Source organism: Methylophilus sp. Leaf408, from assembly GCF_916856905.1.
In the GTDB taxonomy this organism is placed as follows: domain Bacteria; phylum Pseudomonadota; class Gammaproteobacteria; order Burkholderiales; family Methylophilaceae; genus Methylophilus.
In genome coordinates, this window is record NZ_CAKASK010000002.1 from 59860 (window position 1) to 82117 (window position 22258).

Below are 22258 nucleotides of genomic sequence, written 5' to 3' on the forward strand. Positions count from 1 at the left end.
GGCCGCCATTATTGACGTATTAACTATTGAGGCTGTTATTAGTCCTCTGCCGCGCACTCTAGTATTAATCGCTGTGCCACTAACACGTTATATATCGCCATTCTCAATCACTGCGTTATCGACAGTTTGACCATCCGGCACATCAGAATCGGATGCCTGGGCGTGGTGACCGCTGAGACCAGAAACCAAAGCCATCAGAAGGCTTTTGACCCTAAAAGAATTATTTTTTGGAGAAGCAAACCCCTTTACTGACACCTGCTTTTTTTGGGGTGGGGTAAAATACCTTTATTTTTAAGATAGTTATCTGCGCTTTTTGCCATGGCTTGCGCCCTTTCAGATGTAAAAACTTAAGAATAAAACTCCAATCAAAGAGGCATTCTCAAACATCTGAAGGCATTGAAGCTGACAAAAACTGGCGCGTCGTAAACGCTTTAAAACTTACCCCTCATCACAAGGAAGGCAGATCCTGCAAAATCACATTACCTTACTAGCCCCATCCTCACCTAAAAACGCCATAAAACAAAAAGACCCAAGGCGTTAACCTTGAGTCTCTCTATAAATGGTGACCTCTCTCTGACTAGCATATGGGACGTTCACTGAGTGTTAAATATTGTCCATTTTTTGTACGGTAGGCATTTATCACTAGGCCCCTCAAACAAATCACTATGGCTGAATTTACAAATAATTTTCTTTTGATCAGGCTCATTGAGTTCCACATCTGAAATTAAGCCATTTTTATATCGTAAGAAAGTAAGCAAGCCCCCATCTTCCAACCAAACCTTTTGACATCCAGTAAAACTCTTAGGCACTGCATCCGGATACACATAAAAATCAATAGCATGTGTCGAATGTACTTTAGCTGACTTAGGAGGCTTATCTAATAAACAAGCATCAAAACTTTCATCAAAACCACAGCCACTTAATAAAAGTATCATGATTGATTGACATAAAACTAAACTTAACAATAGTGATTTACTATTCATCTCAAATTATTAATCGATATATCGCCATAATAAGGCACCGGTTGTTTTTTCTGGAATCGTAGTTCCGATCCTCCCGCAGTCAACCCAGTAACTCCTGGGGCTATTTTATATACATTCATGTTAAGATAATTTTTAAGCTCAGCAGAACTAACTTTATTCTTGAATAAAGTTAGTATATCTGTGGACGCATTTAATGCCTGTTCTGCGCCGGGAACATCTCGCCATGTTCCAAACATTGGTATTTTATCCATCACTCCATGTTTATCAGGAATCTGCTGATCGTAACTTTGGAAGCGTAAAATTGCTCCTTGTTCATTCCGAGTTACGTGAGATAGTGAGTAAGAGTCCTGAACCATATGTAAAATATTACCAACATAGAAGGGATTATTATCCTTAAGTGCCTTTTCGTACCAAGAAACGGCTTGGTTCACAATTAAATCACGCACTTCGGCATTTGTATAACCGCTTCCGTTTGGCGTCATGCTATGCCAAAATTGTTTTGTTCCATTATGTGACTCGTCCACGATAGAACCCGGCTTTCTTGATACCTCATTACTTAACAAGTTCCAGTAACTCGTCTCTCCCGGCTTATCTGATGGAACATCGGGCCAACGTACTCCTTTTTTCAACGCAGAGTCATAACGCACCCCGGCATTCTTTGCCGCCTCTTCGGTGATTGACTCGTGTACCCCACCAGCCCCCGAGATTTTAAAAACAGAGATTAAAGAATCGGTTGGGAAACCGAATGTATTTTCAAGCTTTGAATTCAAACTCGTACCGGTTGAGTCTGAATATCTCTTACCAGTCAATTGCACCGGGTTGATTAACTGTAAATTTGGCTCTCTCACTTCATTTGGTACGCCATCCATGGATGCATACAGCCCTCCATTTTTAACTGCAGAACGCTGAGGAGAGTCTGTCCATGTCACGTCCAATCCACCTTTTTGCACAGGTGACTTCATAATTTCTTCAGTCGATATAGCATTTTCTACCTGGTCAGCATTAAAAGATATGCCTACCCCTGTAGCTTGGCTAAGGATAATACCTTTAGATACATTATTAGAGTCTTGAGAGGCTTTTTGTTTTTTAGCCGCCTTAGTATTTTCTTCTATCGCGTTACTTTCTGCTCGATTCTGAATCAGATTTGTGACAGTATCGGTAGCCACCTGCTGCCAGTTGATCTTGCCACCTTTTATCACTAACTGAGAGAGTGCGAAAGAGCCTGCATCTACAGCAGCCCGACCAAAGTCAGCACCAAACGTCGTTTCATTCGGCTGTATCTGCCCTTGTGCATCAAACTTTGTGAGCCCTACCTGATTGGTTGCAAAAGCAGCAGCAGTTGCGCCAATTCCAGACACAGCAACACTGCTCCAGCTAAAGCCTTTTTGCGTGCCGGTGATATTGCCTACACCTTGGCCTATGACATTACCAACCGCTGCACGCACAGCGATGGCTGTGTAACCAGTCCCAACTACATTTTTGATTGCGTTACCAATCATGCCTGAAGGGTTAGTGGCAGGCCCCAGCAAGCCATCTGCTACCCCTGCAGTAGCAACGGATGTCGCAAAGCTCTTGAAGTCAAATCCCTGTTGTACACCCAGCGCATTGCCTGCGACTTGTCCGGCTAAGTTACCTAATGCTGCGCTGCCTAGCGCACCATAAGTACCATATGTCATGACTGTCACTGCAATGGTGACTGCAGCCACAATCAGCTGTGCGAATCCACCGCATTTCTCTTTCTTCTTGGGTGGCTCAGGTGCTGTAGGCAGTGTTGGATTAACATCTCCAATCGCCTCTCCTGGGTTATATACACGGTAAGTACCACTATTGTTATGGATATTAGTAACCTTGTTAGGGATCACTAATACTTGACCTGCCGTTAGTGTGCTTCCGCTGTCCAGACCATTGGCATCTGCAATCAGGTACCACATGTCTGCATCGCCCCACACGCTGCGCGCAATACTTTGCAGGTTATCACCGCTCTTGACTGTGTAAGCTGTTGCTGCAAAGCTAGGGTAGCTTGGACTGATAGGTTCATAGTTTTGGTCAAAGTCCGCACTGGAGATAGGCTTGAAATTCTTATAATCGATTTTTGCCTGTTGCCGTTTTGCCATGGCCTGTACATAGTCTGTACGCACATCACCACTATTGCCTACATCTCCAACACGCTTTCCATCTACATAATAGTAGCGTTGGACACGATTGATTTGCGTTGTGGTGCCAGCAACCTCATCTCTTGAAAGAATCAGGCCCTGTGCATCACTCACATAACGGAAACTACGATTCTCAAAGTAGTCGTATGCCCCTTTCAAATGACCGTTTACGTCATACTTTAAATCAGAATAGCCAGGTTTCCATGCCTGATTGCTGTTACCAAGTGCAGGGTTATATCCGTTTTCGGTGATCGTTAATTGTTTAGCCTCATCCCAGTATTGATATTGATAGGTGGTATTAACGGTTGTACTACCGTTCACACTCACAATTTTGGCCAATTGCCCGACACCCGCTGTCACCGCAGTACTCACTGTGTCAGAACTATCAGTGTAGTAAGTATAGTTAGTGGTGAAGTTAGTCGCCCCGTCCTTCCCAGTTTCTTTGATTACTCTACTATCTTTGTCGTAATCAATCGTTTTACTGTAGGTCTGGGCATTGCCAGCATTTCTTTCTACATAACTGGTCACGCGCCCTAAAACATCGTTCACACGACTGCTTCTAAGTACTGCGTTACTCTGATTACTTTCTTTAATGTAAACATTCTCTAAATACCCATCGTTGGTATAGGTATAGGTTTCGACACTTCCCCTTTTGGCATTAAATGCACTTACCCGCTGTCCGGCAACGTTGTACATGATAGACACACCATCGCTGTTACTTGCCGTAGTATTAGTGCCTGATGTACCAGTTGTGATTGTTGTGCCTGCAACGCCCCTGGTGCCACTGAGTGTCCCCATGGTGATTAGGAAGCGATTCATGCTGTCATATTTATACCAGTATGTCTGCTCTTGCGGACTGCCATTGGCACCGTCATGATAAATGCTCTTAACCATGCGCCGGTTTCCCACTGCATCATATTCATAAAGAATATTTGCCTTAGGATCCCCCATGCTAGTGATGCGATTCATTGCATCGTATTCAATAACAGCATACTGATAGGAGTTTTTCCCTCCGGCAGCTAAGTTGGATGCGTCATTAAGGCTGATATAGCCTTCAAAGGAGCGATTACCATCCTTATCGTATTCGTAATAAGTGTACATGCCCAAGGCTTTATCGTGTATGGCTTTGATATTGCCGTTGTTGTAGTAGCTATAAACAATATTTTGGCCGCTGTATTGAGAGCCTGATCCCAAGCTGGTCTGGCTTGTAAGCCAGCCTGCCTGGTTGTATACGTAAGTGAACTGATGTCCGCCTAAATCCTGGTGCCAAGTGACACGATTGAACGTGTCAGTCTTGTCAACCAAGGTGCGACCTGTTGCATCGATAGTGGTTTTCTGCCAGCCACCCACTGTTGCACCGCCAACCCCTACAATATTGTTGATATAGGTATAAGAATAATTGGTCTCGAAGTTGTTGGTTTCCAGTTTCATGAAACTGGTGGTTTTGGTGACGCGACCTAAACTATCGTAAAAAGTCTTCTCGGTATCGCCGTTAGCATTTTTATGACTGATACGATTATCAGCTACATCATAGGTATATTCATCAACGCTACGTATACCACTGCCACTACGCGCTTGATGTTCAACTTTAGTCAGCCGATTTTCTTTGTCGTATGTGTAGTCAGTGCGATGAATGGCATCTGCTACTGAGTTACTGAATCCAGTGGCGAGTTCATCAAACTCAGTACGTTTGTTGCCAAAAATATCAAAACCTGCCTTTTTAAGGCCACTATCGGCGTGTTTCTCTAAGGTGATATTGCCATCAGCGGTTGATCCTGCCCGCCATACTTGCGTATTGAGATTGCCATTGGCATCTTTCACCGCAATCACGCGACCAATCGCATCATAAATGTATTCTGTCGTTGGTGTAGCATTCGTATCCACCTCACCATTTTCTTTGGTGATGTTAACTTTAGGTGCGGTCTTTTTCGTCATTGCCCCCATGGTGTTATAGGTATAACTGGTTACATTGCCCCGACCATCTGTTTCACTGACGATTTCGCCAAACGCATTGTAAGCTTGTGAGCGTTTAATCTCGACTATAATGGGCGTTGAGGATGTGGCAGTATTAGTCAGCGCGCCTATACTGAAGTAACCTCCGCTATCCTTGCTCACCACCCCTGCAACTGTACGCAGGATCGCATTGCTACTGTCTTTAATATCAAACTGCACTTCATAGTTGTTACCATTGGCCATGCCACTTAGTCCCGTAGGATTAAGTACAAAACTACCGGCTCCGAAACCCGTGGTGGCAGTGTTGGCAGCAAAGCTAGTCGTTGGAGTGATCCAATCACCGCCAATGTCTTTCAGGCGGTACCGCATGACAACACTCGTAGCGTTTGCTCCCTGATTGATGAGTTGTAACCCAGAGGACATGTTACTAATAGATGTATTGCTGAAGATTGCCCTACCGACGTCTCTAAACTCGATTGGTGCTTGATCTGCCCGTGTTGGTGTAGCAGGGATACTTGTATTCAAGCTGCTGCTTTGCTGGTTCAATATTTGACCTGCACTATTGAGCGCAACATATTCATACTCATAGTTGCCAGCTGGTACTAGTGTCGCCAAATCAAATGCAAATAGCCCACCTATCCTGACGCTTGACATATTAGTCACGTTCGGCACAGCTACAGTGGTATACGGCTGATTAGTCCCCGCTGGCCGGTAAGAAAGTAAAATTTTGTCCGTACTTTTTGCCGAATCGCCTGGCACATAAGGCTGGTTAGCAATATACAACTTCTTAGGAACATTAAAATAGGCAGTTTGATTCAACCCGCCATTAAACGTTGGCGTAGCTAATAAAATATCTCCCTGTAGGCTGCTTTGTATCAGCCTCATGGTGACTGAAAGCGTGACATTCACGTCGTCGAAAGAGCCGATATAAAACGGTGCTAACTGACTTGAAAGGCCCCCCTCTTGCACGATGACTGTGGCATAGCGCGTGTAGCTTGCCCAATTCGTGGCTACCACAGTCATTTCAAGTCTTGTATTTCCAGGCAGACCTAAGGTCTCAGGGATAGTCAGTTTAGGTTTTAAGTAATAATCTTTGACGACAAATCCCTCTCTCTCGCGTCTTTCCCAATCAAACAACACAGATGCAGGGCCATAGCCTAAAGATAAGTTACCTCCGAGTATAGGATTTGTAGTGTAAGGTGTCCTACCACTAACATCGAATTCTGGTTGTATGGTTGTAACACGCTGATTCTTCTTATCATAGACACTATAGGTATACATTACCTGTTCACTTGACAGAGCGCGTATAGCACTTAAGGTCATGCTGCTCACATCCACCGTGCTGGTGATGGTTGCCGTGGCATTACCATTTCTATCGTTAATGTAGACTTTAGTTACACCGTCGCCCGAGTTAGACTTCCACACCTTACCTGCACGGTCATATACACTGTACTCATCCCAGCTTGTTGATGCTGGGGTGGCACCCGTGTAAGTACGCTTACCTGTGATCTGACTAAAGCTGTTGTACTGAACCTCCTGTATCACACCTGTACCTTGGTCAGTGGTCTTTACTTGGCGATTTAACGCATCGTACGTGTAGATAGTCACATCATCTACGCTATCCCCATTCGCATTCACCCTGCCCAGCAGCCTTTCTTTGGTCACATTGCCATTGAGGTCGTACTCATAGGTAGTCACTGCATTAGTGGCATCTTTCTCACTTATTAGACGGCCACCCACACCATAAGTATAGGTCGTGATCTGCTCATCCGTTTCAACCGCATTATCCCGGCCACGGCGCAACTCTCGGGTTAAATTGTTCAGACCATCGTACTCTTTATCTGTACGCGTTCTGACTGCATTGCCTTCAAAATCAGTAAACTGCGGATTGATGACGCTACGCTCACGACCCAGACCGTCAAACTCCCAGTTGGTAATAGCACTGGCTCCATCGGTCTTCTCAATGATGTTGTTTAAGCCATCGTATTTATAGCTGGTGGTTACATCTCTACGTACCGTCACACTGCCAGTAGGCGCAGCGTTACCGCTGGCATCACTCAGATTGCCCGTCACACCATCTACTTGACCATGCAATACATTGGCCACTGTCTCAGTACTGACCCGGTTCAGTTTGTCATAGCCGATAGTGGTGATACGGTCATCAGTGCTGTCAAGCGTGCGGGCCGTATTCAGCAGTTGAGTGAGGGTTGTAGCATTATTAATGGTCAGCGGATTGGTCGCAGCACTCTCTGGCCTGGTTGCATATCGCGTCTCTTTAATTATATTGCCATACACATCCCGATCCCAGATAATCGCATAGCCTTCCGCATCTACCTTGGCAACCACTTGCCCAGCCTTGTTATACCAGCTATAGGTCACATAGCCATTGGCGTCCGTCTGCCTGATGATATTACCCAGCGGATCATACTCAGTCTTAGTTGTGATATTGCTAGTGTCATCTGAATATTCTTGCGTCGCGGTGTTATACGTACCAGTGATGATGCCGCTGATTTTGGTTTCCGTCTGACGGCTTACCTTGTCATACTGATACTCAGTGACGCGATCATTAGCACTGTCGGTAATCACAAACACCGTATTACCGCCCAACGCCGATCCCACTGGCTGAATACTACTTGTCGCAGTCAGTGTTCCAGTGCCACTGGTCTGGATTTTATTGGCGTATTTGGTTTCTTTACTTATATTGCTTAGAGCACCATATTCCCAGACGGTATAGCTACCATCTGCCTTGGCACTGGCTATACGACGGTCTTGTTTGTCGTAGTAAGTATAAGTCCAGTTACCATTGGCATCCTTTTCAGCAATGACATTGCCACGGGCATCATAAGTCTTCTGCGTGATCGCAGGCGCACTCACACCGGTGGTGGTTTGTACACTCTGGTTTGTTCTCTCCAGACGACCCAGCTTGTCATATCCGTAAGCGGTCGTGCGGGTGGTCAATGCACCATCAGCTTCAGTCTTGTTGACTAGGTCACCAAGCCAGTTATAGTTGAAGGTGTTTTTAAGGGTGATGTCGCCTGTGTTAGTTGAGTTTCTAACCAGGATGCCACCAAAGCTTTCCGCCTTCTTACGACTTTGCTTGTCATAAGTGTAGGTAGTGACCAAACCATTACGTGCGGTGTATTTTTCCACATCGCCAAAGGCTGTATAGGTATATTCCTCAGTGTAGTAATCTGCTGTGACAGTGCTGCTAGTCGCCCCTATCCAGGTCTTGACGAAGCGTTTTTGACCCAGCTTATCGTACTCAAAAGTCTGCTTCTGGTCCTTGGTTATATCAATCGCTACGTACACACCATCCGTCGGTGGAGTGCCACCCACCTGTATCTTCGCATTTATACTTAGCGTGCCCGTACCAAACGTCTGAATCTTGCCCGCAAATCGCAAGACCTGGGTCACATTCCCCAGCCCATCATACTGCGTCTGCGTCACCGCCTCTTCAGGGTCCACCTGCAAGGTGACACGTCCTGCGCCATCGGTGAAGAAGTAACCCGCGTTACCCAACGCATCGGTAACTTTCACAATGTAACCGGCTGCGTTGTATTCTGTCTTGGTTTTATTGCCCAAAGCGTCTATGGCTTCAACCTTGCGGCCAGCCTTATCAAAAGTCTGCTGCGTGATACGCGCATCGGTTGTGTTATAGGCTTCGGTCATCTTGACCTGATTGCCTAATGCATCATAGTCATAATGTGTGGTGACGGTTTCTGCTGAACCTGCAGCACGGGTTTCATCTGTTAACCGGTTATTCCTGTCATAACCATATTGCGTAACCTGATCATTACCACTGGTTGCTGGCGCAGGTGCTACGCCAATCGCCGGCAACGTCGTCAACGCTGTTGCGTATTTGGTTTTCTTGATGACATTGCCGGAGACATCGTATTCCAGGCGAGTGACATACTTTTCTGCGTCAATACTGTAAGTAGCACGATTAGCAGCGTCATAGACGGTTTGCTCAATACGGTCAGCAGTATTGTTTGAAACATTCGGCGCTCCGCCTGTCTCAGAGATACCAGCCGCCTTGGTCGCATAACGTGTACGTTTCACTACATTGCCATTGGCGTCGTACTCATTACGTGTGACAGACCATTCGGCATCGGTGGTATAAGTCAGGCGATTGTCCTTGTCATAGCCATAGCGCGTGACTCGGTCATCATTGTTGTCAGAGATATTAACCGTTGCACCGACTGGAGTCCCCTGCAAGCTGCTCAGGGTTGCTGCTGTCAACGGGTTTCTAAACGCACGGGTCTTGATCAGGTTGCCATTGCCATCATAGAAGTTTCGTTCGACATAGCCCAGGGCATCTACCGTATATTCCAGCCGGTCATTCGCATCATAGGTATAGACAGTCTTGTTACCACTCGCATCCGTCTTCAGTACAACATTGTCGTTCTGGTCGTAGATATACTTGGTGGTCAGGTTGAGTTTGTCATTGCCTGGATCCACAATGTTCTCAATCAAGCGGCCTAACTTGTCATATTTGTATTGGGTGTTGCGGGCGGAATCCGTGTCGTAACCTTCAACCAACGTCAGCTTCTTGCCCCTGGCATCATAGGTATAACTAGTCTTCAGATTGAGTCCGCTTGCATTCGCTGTGGTGCCTGTCAGTACAGTGAATGCATTTGAGTTCGGGATGGTAGTCGGATCTGTGGTGACTAAGGTGAGTTGACCCTTCTTGTCATAATCCATCTTGGTCCAGACACCCTTAGCATCTTTAGTCCATATCTGGCGGCCCTGTGCATCATAGAGGTAGCTGGTGACTAAGTTGAGGCCAGATGGATTAACGCTGGTCGGATCTATGGTCTTGCTGAAGACACGGTTGACCGCATCATAACTATATTGTGTGACTGTGCCTTTGGCATCCTTAGTCTGGTACACACGCCCGGCTTTGTCGTAAATTGTCTCACTGGCTAGATTGAGTTTATTGGCACCACTATCTTCTGTGGTGAGGGTGAGCTGCCCATCTGTATTGTATTTATACGTAGTGACGCTGCCACCTCCATCACGGACTTCAACTACCTCACCAAAATGATTCCGGATGGTCACCACACTTATACCCTCAGGGGTGGTCATCGTCATACTACGGTCAGTTGCGTTGTAGCTCCAATTAGTGATGTTGCCTCTTGCATCCACTTGACTCACTTTGCGGTCAAACGCATCGTAAGTCACTGTAGTGTAGTTACTTAACGCATCAGTAGTTGTTACAGTACGGCCTAAGCGGTCGTAGATGAAATTGGTCAGATTGTTACGCCCATCGGTCGTCTGGATCACCCGTCCATACGCATCATAAACTGCTTGGGTAATGCGGTTGATGCCATTAGTTTCGGAGTAATCTTCTGTGGTCTTGCCAAGTAACCCTCGACGGTCATACTCGTAGCGGGTAACGACAGTATTCGTACCCTCTGTCTTGTCTGTACGATCTTTGATCTCACCGAAGGCGTTATAGCTACGGCTATTAACGTTCAGCAGTTCATCAGTTGTGCTGATCAGCTGCCCTCGCTTGTCATAGCCTAGCTGAATATCGCTCGCACCACCGTTCTGCAACGCAGTGATCGTGGCCGCAGGAATCGCAGCCAATCCACCGTTTAAGTTTGCTAATGTCGCCGCAGAAATACGGATATTGTAGCGACGTGTTTTAATAACCTGATCAAAGCTGTTGTATTCCGTACCGGTCACTTCACCCAACGGATTGATCGTGTAGATCAGCTTGCCTTCTTTGTCATAGTAATACAGGGTCCTGTTACCAGTGGCATTTATGCCATTAGGTTCAACTTTGTTAATCAGGCGGCCTGCGTTGTCGTAGATATAGCGTGTACCATATGTGTTCCATATACTGTCTACCTGGGGCTGTTGAGGTGTAGATCCCAGAGCCAGTAACGCAATCACACCTTCACCACTCAACTCGGCAATCAGGTTACCGCGGCTGTCATAATTTCGCATAACTGCACGCTGATTTTGTGATGACCCGCCATACTCCCCTTTCAAAGTAATTAGCAGATTACCCACACTATCATATGCGTAACGAGTCAGCAGCCCATCAGGTTGGATATCCTTGAGCGTTAGTTTTCCATTCATGTCATAGGAATAGGAGACACTATAGTCATCAGCTCTTCTTTCAGGTCGAGTCTGAGCAATAGTATTACCCGCCCAATGAAAAACCCTGGTCCCATAACGTATTTCCTGAACTTTATTACCCGACAAATCATATTCATATTCAGTAAGATAGTTTTCAGCATCCACTACCCCTACAAGCCGACCACTTGCATCATAAATATACTTGGTGGTCAGGTCCCCAAGAGTGTCTTCGTCCGCAGAGAAAACGATATTTCTCAGCGAAGCTAAATCCTCAACTCCCCAGTTAGTTGACGCAATCTTTGGGGCATAGCGGATTTTCTCAAGCTGACGACCTGCCTGGTCATAGATGTATTCGGTCAAGTAACCTTCCGCATCCAAAGTACCTACCAACTCGCCATCTTTGTCATACAGGTTACGGCTGACCCGGTCATTGCTACTGTCTGACACAGAGAGGGTATTACTGTTAGATGGCAGTATCTCAGTCGTTGCTGCATTAATGGCATTCAACTGGGTAGTACTCAATGCATTCGCATATTCAATGGTCTTCAACAGGCGACCCGCACCGTCATACTGGTACTCAGTCACATAACCCAAGCCATCAATTTCTTTTGCCAGGCGACCGGCGGCATCATAAAGCTTATGCGCGATACGGTCATTGGCGGCATCTTTAATTCTGATGCCACTAGTGGTTAGCATGTTAGTCAGTGCAGTAGCAGCACTAAGGGTGGCTGTTACAGGTTTGTTATATTGAATGGTGCGGATGACCTGGCCATTTGCGTTATATACCCACTCGGTCAGGTTCTTGTTCTCATCGATCTCACCTACCTTGCGGTTTGCACTGTCGTACAGGTAATAGGTGATGTTGCCTAATTCATCGGTCACCGTGCGCAGGTTGTTTAGCTTGTCATAAGCGTAGCTGATGGTACCCAGGTTAGAAGTACTGGCCTCGGACTTCTGTACCGACATCAACCTGCCTGCCAAGTCATAGGTGCTTGTAGTAACCAAACCATTGGCCAGAGTCAACGTGATTTGACGATTGCCTTCGTTATAGGCAGTCACAGTAGACACACTTCGAGCTTCCAATCCGGTAGAGTCGTACTGCTTACTCACGGTCAGGCGGTTCAGCCCATCGTAGCTGTAGCTGGTCAGATAGTCATTGACTGTACCCGTAGCCGTACCACGCGGGTCAATCTTCTGGCGCAAGTTACCTGCAGAATCATAGGTGTACTGCGTTACCATCTGGCCGCTGGTTAGACCGACACCTGTGCTTGCATCTGTTGCTGTATAAGTTTTCTGCTGACTGATTTGCCCTAAAAGATCGTACACATAATCAGTACGCTGCAATTTGCTTAAGTCCTGACTATTAACCCAGCTCACCAAAGCAAGTTCCTGTGGCATCATCTGCATCTGCAAATTATCCACACGGATGGTATTCGTAGTTATAGAGGCAGAAGCCGCACCAGGTCCATTGAAGGTCTGCATGGAGAAACTTGGGTTACTGCTACCCAGATTGATTTGACTAGCATAACCAGTCTCTCGGGGTTGACCTTTCTCGTAGAAGTAGAGTGTGCTGTCGCCATTGCTTTCAGTCACAGCTTCAACAACATAGGTGGTGTTGGCCTTTACTGTACCGATGGGGGATGCATAAGAGTTACCGCCAATCCGAGTATCTAGTTGTAAAGAGCTACCATGCAAGGTCACCCATTGACGTCGATAATCAGGAGTTAAATATTGACCGGCAGTGACACCAATACTCAGCAAAAACGGACTTAATGCTTGGGTCGTGACTTCTGCGGTAAATCGCGTACCCAATGGCTGTGACGCCGTACTAAGAAACGGATAGGTAGTTGTCGTTTGACGCTTGGAGCTCACCTGCAGGGCACCACTGACCAGCGCATATCCATCCGGGAGAGGAGACTGAATGAAACCATCGGCATTGCTACTGAAGTCTTGCGATGAACTTGCAAGCGCACTCACATCAAACGTCCCTGCCGCATATTGCAGGGTACTCTCTACCTGACCATTGCTGTTATAGCGGTACTCGGTCACCCGACCTTCTGGGCTGATGCTAAAACGTAATTGGTTCTTGCCATTGGTACTGTATACATAGTAGGTAGTTTGCGCGCCACTTGCTGCCAACACACTATCACTGACATTGGCGTCAGGCGTTGTATAGGTCGTCTGGCTTAATAACTGATTGTTAGCGCCATAGGTCTTAGTGACCGTATTACCCAGGTTGTCCTGGCTGCTTACCTGGTTACCTTTGGTATCGTAAGTGTATTTGGTCCAGTGACCGCGGTTATCGGTGACCTGTACTACATCACCATTGCTGTTGTAAATGTAACTGCTATTCTGTCCACTCTGTGAGGGGCCTTGCAGGTTAGTGAGCTGACCATTGGCATCATAGGTGAGTGTAGTCACCTGACTTACGTTCGCATTATTGGTCGTAGTAATCGTAGTGCTGGAGCTGCCATAACTGATTATGGTGGTGTGACTCTCACTACTATCGCTAGCAGTGTAATCCTTAATCCCGGTGACACGGCCTGAACCGTCATAACTGAAGCCTACTTTAGTGCCGTCACTGTTGCTGATACTGGCTATTTGCTTGCTGGTACTGTCGACATAAGTATAGGTCGTGACATAGGTCTTGCTGTCGCCAGCTGTTTCAGGGGTTAAGTCTGTGGTGACTTGCGATAATCTATTATTGCCGTCATATGCGTAACTGACGCGCGAGGTTGTGACGCTTCCCTGAATAACGTCAATGCGTACAAGCTGCTTGTTATTGTTGTAGATTAACTTGGTGACCTCACCATTCTCTGTGGCCACCGTGTCTATCAGGTCAGTGAGGCCAGTTGTCGTGTTATAACTGTAGGTGAGCCTGTTATTGTCCAGATCAGTAACCGTGGTTATACGCCACTTGCTGGTGCCACTGACTGTGGCGTCTGATGTGCTATAGCTCTCGGTGATCCGGCTATCACCATCTTGCCAGGTCCACACCTTGCTGGCGGAATTATAGCTTAAGGTATCGTAACTACCAGAACCATCTTTACTGATGTATTTACGGCTGACGTCATCATAAGTATAAATAGACGTCGTGCCATCCCCACTTGTGCGGGTGATCGTACTGCCAGCTGTATTGACACCACTACCTGTTAATCCTGATATTTGGCGATAGAGAGATAACTGCCAGTTGTCGCCATTATCGAAGTCCAACGTCCCCTTGCTATTATAGGTCTGGTAGACCCCGATATCAGGACCACGGCCTATCAACAACTCATCCTGGCGCTGGATGATCAGGTTGCCGTTACTGGCATTCACATAGGCGTTCCCTGCAGCTCCTGGTAACTGACCTATCCCTAACTGACCTGCCTGGCCCAATACACTTGCAGAGCTATTACCAAGGCCAACACCATTACCAGTGACTAATGCAACCATACCAACACCTTCCGGATTATTGTTTATCAGTGATCAAGTCGTGCAACACAACACACAACTTCTCCTCTATCAAAACAACTTATCCAGACTTTTTTGAAAATGTTTAGCGAAATATAGAAAATTTTATAAAGAAACTATTTTTACAAAATATTGAGTTACACTAATTCACCAAAAAAATCATTCAAAGTATAGACATGAGTCACGATCAATATCAGCGCTACCTTAATTTTTTGGAGTCCGATCCAAACAACCTTCACTTGATCAGTGAAGCCGCGGACTTAGCACAATCGTTAGCGAAACTGGAAGAGGCGATTGTACTGTGTGACAAAGGGTTATCTATAGAACCAACTTCAACAAGATTACTTTCTGTTAAAGCATTGAGTCTGTTATCGTCAGGTAATATTGATGAGGCTTTGAAGCTGTTTGAGATACTTAATCAGCAGGAGCCTGATAGTCCTGTCATTCGCTACAACCTGGCATATTGCCTGGCGTTAAAACAAGCACCGGCAGCAGCACTTAACTTGCTGAGTGATGCAATTGATCACTATGCAAACCTTCCGCAAATGACACATTTGCAGATTCGCATGCTGTATGAAGTTGAAGAATTAGATCAGGCAATTGATATTGCCAAGCAGGCATTGGAGATTAACCAAGCGGACGGCAAAGTGCACGAGTTACTGTCTTCACTTTACGTAGATAACAATGATTTTTCTGCTGCTGAAACACATGCGGCGTTGGCATTGCAATCCAACCCAGCCTTTGCACTTGCGCATACCAGCATGGGTACTGCAGCATTAAGTAAACAGGACGACTTGCGGGCATTACAGCACTTTGATCAGGCTTTGCAATTAAATCAAAAAAATGGCCGCGCATGGCTGGGCAAGGCCATGACATTCATGATGCAAAATAAGCTACAAGAAGCAGAACAAAGTTTTAACACAGCCATTGAACATATACCCCAGCATTTAGGCACTTACCAGGCGCTAGCCTGGTGCTACATTAGTCAAGGCAATCTGTTAAAAGCGGAACAAACCGTAAAGAAAGCTTTAGAGATTGATGATACATTCTCGGAAAATCATGGCACATTGGCTGTGCTAGCCGTGATGCAAGGTCAACTTCATTTAGCACAAACTGAAATGCAAATCGCTTTACGCCTGGATCGATCTTCCTTCTCAGGCAATTATGCGCGAGCGCTCATTGCGCAAGCGAATGGCAACACAGATGAAGCGAATCAGATTATTGACAATATTTTGGATAACCCGGACATTATCAATAATTTGAGCCTGAGGCAGTTTATTACGCAATTCAAGCAATCAGATCAAACGCTACATTGATAGCTAGCAGTTTTTAGCTCTTGCGACAGCCATGAGCTTCATGCCTTATTCTTACTCGCCACCAACCAGGCTTCAAACTCTGGCTTAGGCAACGGTTTCGAGTAAAAATATCCCTGGATAAAATCGCAGCCCATACTGTTTAACAGTTCCAATTGCGCTTCAGTTTCAACACCCTCTGCAATGACTTTCAATCCTAATTTATGCGCCATCATGATGATGGCTTCAACCAGGGGGAAATCAGTAGATTCAGCGGCTATATTAGTAATGAATGTACGGTCAATTTTCAGGTAATCGACATCAATGCGCTTGATATAAGCCAGCGAAGAATAACCGGTGCCAAAGTCATCAATTGCAACTTCTATCCCCGCTTCGCGGAAACGCATCAGTTGTTTGGCTGTTTTCTGGGAGGCATCCAGCAACACGCCCTCGGTAATTTCTACGCACAGGCAGTTATTGGTATTGGCCGCTGAAGCAAGCAGGGTGAACCATCTGTCGAAATAAGTAGTGTTTTTGAATTGCGTCGGTGAGAGGTTGACGCTGATCTGGAAATCCGGGTGAAATTGGGTACGCCATTTCAGCGCCTGCGCCAAACTCTCTATGAGTACCCAGCTGCCTATTTCATGGATCAGCCCAGTCTCTTCCGCCAGAGGGATAAACTCTGCCGGACTGACCATGCCCATGGTACTGTGCTGCCAGCGGATTAGGGCTTCGGCTTTTGTCACATTGCCGGTTTTAAGATCGACCACCGGTTGATAATAAATTTCGAATTCGTTATTCAGCAATGCGCTGCGTAACTCACGCTTTTGTTCAGAGCGACGGGTTGCCACATATTGCATTTCCCGGGTGTAAAAAGAATACTGGTTGCGACCCAGCTTTTTGGCTTCGTACATTGCCTGGTCGGCATTTTTAATCAGGCTGGAGGCATCGGCTGCATCGTCGGGGTAGACAGTGACACCGATACTGGCCGAGATATAAGTGGCGTGCGTATCGACCATAATCGGCGCCTGCAACAACTCAAGAATAGAGGTGGCGACCTTGATCGCGGTTTGATATTCGTGCACATCGACCAGAGTTACCGTGAATTCGTCGCCACCCAACCGCGAAGTGCAATCCGTCACGCGTATCACTTGGTTAAGCCGCCGCGCGACTTCAATCAATAACTGGTCGCCGCCTTGATGGCCCATGGCATCGTTTACTTCCTTGAAACCATCCAGATCCAGGTAAAGCAAGATGACTTTGGTGCCCAGGCGATTGGCACGGAACACCTCTTGTTGCAGGCGTTCCTGGAATAAACGGCGGTTTGGCAAATGGGTTAGCGCATCGTAATTCGCTTCATACCAGATGCGCTCTTCATGTTTCTTTTTCTCGGTAATATCCGAAAACAGTACCACGCGCCTGAACGGCCGCCCTTTGTCATCGTTAGTGGTGTTGACAGTTACCCAGTTGATATATTCTTCACCGGTTTTTTTAATGCCGCATATTTCTCCACGCCATGAATCGTTATCCTGCAGGTCTTTGCGAATGGCCTCATAAAAATCCCGGTCATGCCTGGGCGAGCCAAACGTGACAGGATGGTGACCGATGACTTCAGATGAGTCATAGCCGGATATCTTGGTGAAAGCCGGATTGGTCGCAATGATGATGCCATTAATATCCAGCACCAGCATGGCTTCACTGGTATTTTTAAAGATAGAATCTGACAGCCGTAACTCTTCTGCAGTACGATGACGCTCGATAGCGATACGGGCCAGGTTGGAAAGATATTCCAGTTGCTCAATATCCGCCGCCAAAGGCGTTTTCGGCGCTTTGTGATAAATCGCGAAAGTGCCCGCCACATCGTTGTCGTCCACAATTATCGGCACCGACCAGCAAGAGGCCAGCCCATACTTGGCAGCAAGTTCTTTGTAACCTTCCCAGCGCGGATCGGTCTGTATATTTTCGACATACACCGGCCTGCCTTCAAATGCAGCAGTGCCACACGAACCTATATCAGGACCAACCTGTAAATTCTCTATCGCTGCGGAATAGCCTGGCGGCAAGCTGGGAGCGACATAATTTTTCAGGAGTTGCTTATTCTTATCCAGCAAATGGATAGAGCAAAAACGTTCAGGATTTTCTTCTTCTACCCCGCGCACAAGATACGCAAGTATGCTTTTCAAAGGGGCATTGTGCGCCACCAGATCCAGCACATGATTTTTGATATGCTCGCGCGTTTCGGCACGCTTACGATCAAAGATAGGCCGCACTACCGCACAGTTATACTCCTGGCCTTGATACTCAATGTAGTTGGAGTTGATTTCAACCGGTAAGAATTGACCATCTTTTTTTCGATGTTGCGTTTCAAATGTCCGCGAACCCAGCGCTTTTAGCCGCTCTAAATGTGCAGCCCAAACCTCAGGTGTGTAACTCAAATCAATATCAAAAATTTTGAGTTTATAAATTTCTTCTTTGGTATAACCAAGCGCTGTATACGCCGCCTCGTTCACATAAATAATGTCGCCTGCGCTATTGATACAGGTAATCCAGTCTTGAATTTTACTCAATGCAAACCGCGAAAATAAAGCAAAGTCCAGAAAGTCTCCATGGTCGGCAACTGGCATGGCAAATCCTCCCAAAGTGCAAAATCTGCTGGCTACAGATCTGTATATATGAGCAACATTTACTCAGCCATAACGACTAGACAATATTTATTCCAATATAGTTGTGTGAAGTTAAACCTGCAATGACAAGGCTAAGCTGCTGGGCAGCTGAGTAAAAGTGAGGTTTGTCCAATTAAAACTAAAAAGCTTTTAACATTTGCGGCAAGGCGATCTATTTGAATGCCTTAGCGTTGGCTGTCTTTAAGAGATATCCCAATACGATTTTCTAGCGGGATCAAGGCAGCGAATAATATTAAAAATACTTTGTCATCCTGATTCCAGCTACGCAGTAGTCTTCTCGCCAGCCTCATCAATGCGCTGAATCAGCATTTCAAAATCTACTGGTTTGACCAGGTGGTGATCAAAGCCTGCCAGAAATGCAGCCTTTTTATCATCCTCCCTGCCATAGCCGGTGACGGCGATCAAAGTGGCATGTGACATGGCTTTATTGGCTTTAATACGTTGTGCAAGCTCATAGCCATCCATTTTCGGCAAGCCTATATCCAGCACGCAGACCATCGGCAAAGTGGCTTCAATCAACTCGAGCGCTTTTAAAGAGTCGTGCTCAACCATTACTTCATGACCATACAACTCTATAAATGAAGCTAGTGTAGTAGCCGCATCTACATTGTCATCAACTACCAGCACGGATATTTTCTTTTGCTGTTTTAATTCAACTATGTCGGTATTGTTCTCGTGCAAAACCTTGTCCTTCCACAAAGGCAACGTGATCGTAAACTGGCTTCCCTTATTGCGCCCTTTACTGAAGCAACTGACGGTGCCGTCATATAATTTCAGCATACTTTCACTAGCGCCAAATCTATGCCAAGTCCACCCTGAGTAGCTTCAGAAGTGGTTGTTTACATAACAGCTCTTGTTATTAATTACGCTTATCAAATCCCATCAAATTCAGGATTGATATTACAAGATAATGTCGGCACGATGGTGTAATACAAAGCTGCTTTGCAGGCTGCACTCATGTATTGCGACTTACCAAGTGCGGCAATATTTTAAAAGAAACTCAAATAACAAGGGAAGGAGAACAGGTAGCCCTTATACAGACGAAGAAATAAAACAATGACTCACACCGGTTTGTTTCTAAAATTATTTTGATGTTAGCCTCTATTAATAATCGCAGTATTCAGTGCGCGAATCACTCGATCCACATCAGTGCTATTAGTGCTGGTTAACGCCTGCTTCTCACCTTCCTCGGTATGAATAACCACAGCATACAGGGTTTGTGCAGTGAACCAGGCCACCAAGCCGAGCGCTATCGAAAAGCCACCGACAAACATGAAGATATCTTCAAAAATCATCAGGAATGATCCTGATAGCACGCAGATGGTTGAGAATGTGCGCTTTGGCTCTATCAATCCATGCTGTACAGCAGCGACTGTATCAATCGCATAGGTTTGCCCATCAGCGATAAACTGTGTATCACTGACTTTAATCCCTTCAAGACTGAAAAATACGGTTTCTGCCATCGACGTTTGAGCTTATCAAGCTGCATCCAAATTGAATTTAAACATACCTTGCAACATAGTTTACTATCTATTAACAAATATTCACATCAAGAGTAACCTCATTTTTAAAGCTTAATTCTCAAAGTTGCATTTATGCCCATGTATAAATAAAAACATCACTTCAAGTGATGCTGCAGACTAGGTGAAAGACCAGATGAAAAAAGTTTAGCCTGATGTATGATGAAGTTTGAGAGCAAATGTGTTTAAGACGAATACCCCACTAAGGATGTTTTGTATGCACCAAAAAGAATTTGTCGCCAAGGATGGCCTAACTTATACGATAAAGCTCGATGCAACGGGCGAAGAGATTTCGGTCTTAAAAGGGACTGAGCTGATAGGGGTGATAGACTTGAAACGCGTAATCAATCCCAGAGGTTCCAACTATTACCTGATCACAGTTTTAGACCTGGAAAAATGCAAAAGAATAGGATTGGGCGAAGCGAGCCTCAGGTACCATCAGGAGGTATTCCGCTTGCCCCTTACCGCCAATGGCGACATAGGCGAAGGCAGGCGATCAAGCAAGGGCCAGATGACCAGGGAAGGCATTGTTTTTATACAGAAAATGCGCGCCAAAGAAGTGATTGAAGCAGAAGACTTTCACAATGCATTCAGCGAAGACGAGTGATTATTTAATAAAAAAAAATCACACTGAACAAACTGACTAATACCAAAGAGACTATCGGAAATAATTTGATTAGTACGTATGAGATCCACACCAGCCTGAGTAGCAGCGAAACACCTGACCAATACAATATTTTAATTACCAGATTTTTATAATCAGACATTGTTATATTTCTTATAGTGTTGTTATATTTCTAGCAAGCTGGCACTAGCGAATCTGCTTTCCCGTCACCAGGTTCTTGCAATCAAGCTTGTTGCAGGCAATCTTTATAAAACAAGAGGCGAATTATATCTTTCCAAATTAATGGCAACGTCTTGGAAATACGGTCTAAATACCCTGTTCATTGCCGGATATTCGGGTAAGTTTGTTTTGTAGCAAAAACTGGCTTAGCCTTGCTTTTACCATGAAACGGTTATGTCTCAAGTTTTGTTTTCAAGCAAGTTCTGGCATTCTGATTTAGCTCAATAGCCCGCAATTATCAATGAATGATGGATAAAAATTAAATCATCTGTGTCAGATAATCTCAATCCTGGACTGCTTCATATCTTCAACTCAGAACCCAGCCGATCACCGCATTAAATATAGACTCTGGTGATTTTCACATGCTTTTTACTACTAGCGAACTGGGCTGGTAGGTAGCGTATTGCCGTAGGCTGATTCTTACCTTTAATCCAGCAAAGTCCTATACTCAACACTAGATTCAGCTCTTATGATGGCTACAGCTTTAAACATTTACCATCATATTATATAAATTATATAAATATTAATACACTATAAAGGAGCCGGAACATGCTTTACTATGCGCTGATATTTTTAGTTATTTCCCTGATTGCAGGTGCGCTGGGTTTTCGCAGCGTTGAGTCTGGTGCAGCAAAAATCTCAAAAGTATTTTTCTTTATTTTCCTGATTCTTGCTATCGGTGTAGCTATTCTGGCTGTCCTCGGTATAAGCCTGTTTGTATAGCAGCTTTACTTTGTTTCCATCAAGCTAGTTTAGGCTTCCATCAAGCTAGTTCAGCGTCCGCAAACGCGTCACTGCCAGAAACTTATCCAGGCATGCGGCCTGGATAAGTCGTAAAATGGCACGATTAATCAGTGATTGCGAGAACCCTTTTCATGTCTTACCTTGATGACCCACGCGTTTACTTTGCTGCCGAGCGCACTTTACTTGCCTGGCAACGCACATCCATTGCCTTGATGGGACTAGGATTTGTAATTGAACGATTTGGCCTGTTCATCAAGCTAATGAATATTGATGCCCGGCTTGCAGAGTCACAAAGCACCGTCTCATTGTTCATCGGCGTTGGCTTTATCCTGATTGGCGCATTGACCGCTTTATTATCTGCGATGCAGTTTGTCGTATTCTGTAAGTCCCTTGGTCAACAGGAAAAACCGCGCGGTCACCTGTTCTGGTTACCACCGGCGGTGAATGTTTTTTTAAGCTTATCTGCTACTGCATTAAGTATCTGGTTAATTCTGGCGCGCTAAATCTGGCAATGTGACTTGCACAGACTAGCTACTCCTGACTAA

The 22258-nt window shown here is 45.6% G+C and carries 9 protein-coding genes; 4 read left to right on the forward strand and 5 right to left on the reverse strand.

Going from position 1 to position 22258, the window contains the following annotated elements:
• Positions 1-593: 593 nt before the first annotated feature.
• Together LPA26_RS11170 and LPA26_RS11175 are read right to left on the reverse strand one after the other, a co-directional pair.
• Positions 594-983, reverse strand: a complete 390-nt coding sequence (locus tag LPA26_RS11170) for a hypothetical protein (RefSeq protein WP_229008411.1) — start codon at positions 981-983, stop codon at positions 594-596.
• Positions 980-14611, reverse strand: a complete 13632-nt coding sequence (locus LPA26_RS11175; RefSeq protein WP_229008412.1) for a LysM peptidoglycan-binding domain-containing protein — start codon at positions 14609-14611, stop codon at positions 980-982. Before LPA26_RS11175 ends, LPA26_RS11170 begins: the two co-directional genes overlap by 4 nt.
• A 194-nt stretch (positions 14612-14805) precedes the next feature.
• Here LPA26_RS11175 and LPA26_RS11180 point away from each other — a divergent pair, with 194 nt between their 5' ends.
• Entirely contained in the window at positions 14806-15945 is a 1140-nt protein-coding gene (locus tag LPA26_RS11180; protein ID WP_229008413.1) for a lipopolysaccharide assembly protein LapB, read from the forward strand.
• A 38-nt stretch (positions 15946-15983) separates the two neighbouring features.
• On the opposite strand, the gene LPA26_RS11185 is transcribed toward LPA26_RS11180, so the two are convergent.
• The 3 genes from LPA26_RS11185 to LPA26_RS11195 all read right to left on the reverse strand — a co-directional run bounded on the left by LPA26_RS11185 (position 15984) and on the right by LPA26_RS11195 (position 20068).
• Complete coding sequence (locus LPA26_RS11185; protein WP_229008414.1) at positions 15984-18545, reverse strand: EAL domain-containing protein; 2562 nt, start codon at positions 18543-18545, stop codon at positions 15984-15986.
• Between the two features lie 321 nt (positions 18546-18866).
• The gene (locus tag LPA26_RS11190) at positions 18867-19385 is read right to left on the reverse strand and encodes a response regulator (protein WP_229008415.1); all 519 of its coding nucleotides are present in this window, start codon (positions 19383-19385) and stop codon (positions 18867-18869) included.
• Between the two features lie 314 nt (positions 19386-19699).
• Positions 19700-20068, reverse strand: a complete 369-nt coding sequence (locus LPA26_RS11195) for a DUF6232 family protein (RefSeq protein ID WP_229008416.1) — start codon at positions 20066-20068, stop codon at positions 19700-19702.
• 274 nt (positions 20069-20342) lie between these two features.
• On the opposite strand from LPA26_RS11195, the gene LPA26_RS11200 reads away from it, so the two are divergent.
• The 3 genes from LPA26_RS11200 to LPA26_RS11210 all read left to right on the forward strand — a co-directional run bounded on the left by LPA26_RS11200 (position 20343) and on the right by LPA26_RS11210 (position 22216).
• Positions 20343-20732, forward strand: coding sequence for a hypothetical protein (locus tag LPA26_RS11200; RefSeq protein ID WP_055870240.1), 390 nt, complete (start codon positions 20343-20345; stop codon positions 20730-20732).
• A 786-nt stretch (positions 20733-21518) separates the two neighbouring features.
• Entirely contained in the window at positions 21519-21692 is a 174-nt protein-coding gene (locus LPA26_RS11205) for a DUF1328 domain-containing protein (protein ID WP_082488040.1), read from the forward strand.
• 152 nt (positions 21693-21844) lie between these two features.
• Positions 21845-22216, forward strand: a complete 372-nt coding sequence (locus tag LPA26_RS11210) for a YidH family protein (RefSeq protein WP_055870237.1) — start codon at positions 21845-21847, stop codon at positions 22214-22216.
• Positions 22217-22258 lie beyond the last annotated feature (42 nt).

Coding starts and splice junctions, on each gene's coding strand:
- LPA26_RS11170 (WP_229008411.1), bottom strand. CDS start 983: ATGAATAGTAAATCACTATTGTTAAGTTTAGTTTTATGTCAATCAATC.
- LPA26_RS11175 (WP_229008412.1), bottom strand. CDS start 14,611: ATGGTTGCATTAGTCACTGGTAATGGTGTTGGCCTTGGTAATAGCTCT.
- LPA26_RS11180 (WP_229008413.1), top strand. CDS start 14,806: ATGAGTCACGATCAATATCAGCGCTACCTTAATTTTTTGGAGTCCGAT.
- LPA26_RS11185 (WP_229008414.1), bottom strand. CDS start 18,545: ATGCCAGTTGCCGACCATGGAGACTTTCTGGACTTTGCTTTATTTTCG.
- LPA26_RS11190 (WP_229008415.1), bottom strand. CDS start 19,385: ATGCTGAAATTATATGACGGCACCGTCAGTTGCTTCAGTAAAGGGCGC.
- LPA26_RS11195 (WP_229008416.1), bottom strand. CDS start 20,068: ATGGCAGAAACCGTATTTTTCAGTCTTGAAGGGATTAAAGTCAGTGAT.
- LPA26_RS11200 (WP_055870240.1), top strand. CDS start 20,343: ATGCACCAAAAAGAATTTGTCGCCAAGGATGGCCTAACTTATACGATA.
- LPA26_RS11205 (WP_082488040.1), top strand. CDS start 21,519: ATGCTTTACTATGCGCTGATATTTTTAGTTATTTCCCTGATTGCAGGT.
- LPA26_RS11210 (WP_055870237.1), top strand. CDS start 21,845: ATGTCTTACCTTGATGACCCACGCGTTTACTTTGCTGCCGAGCGCACT.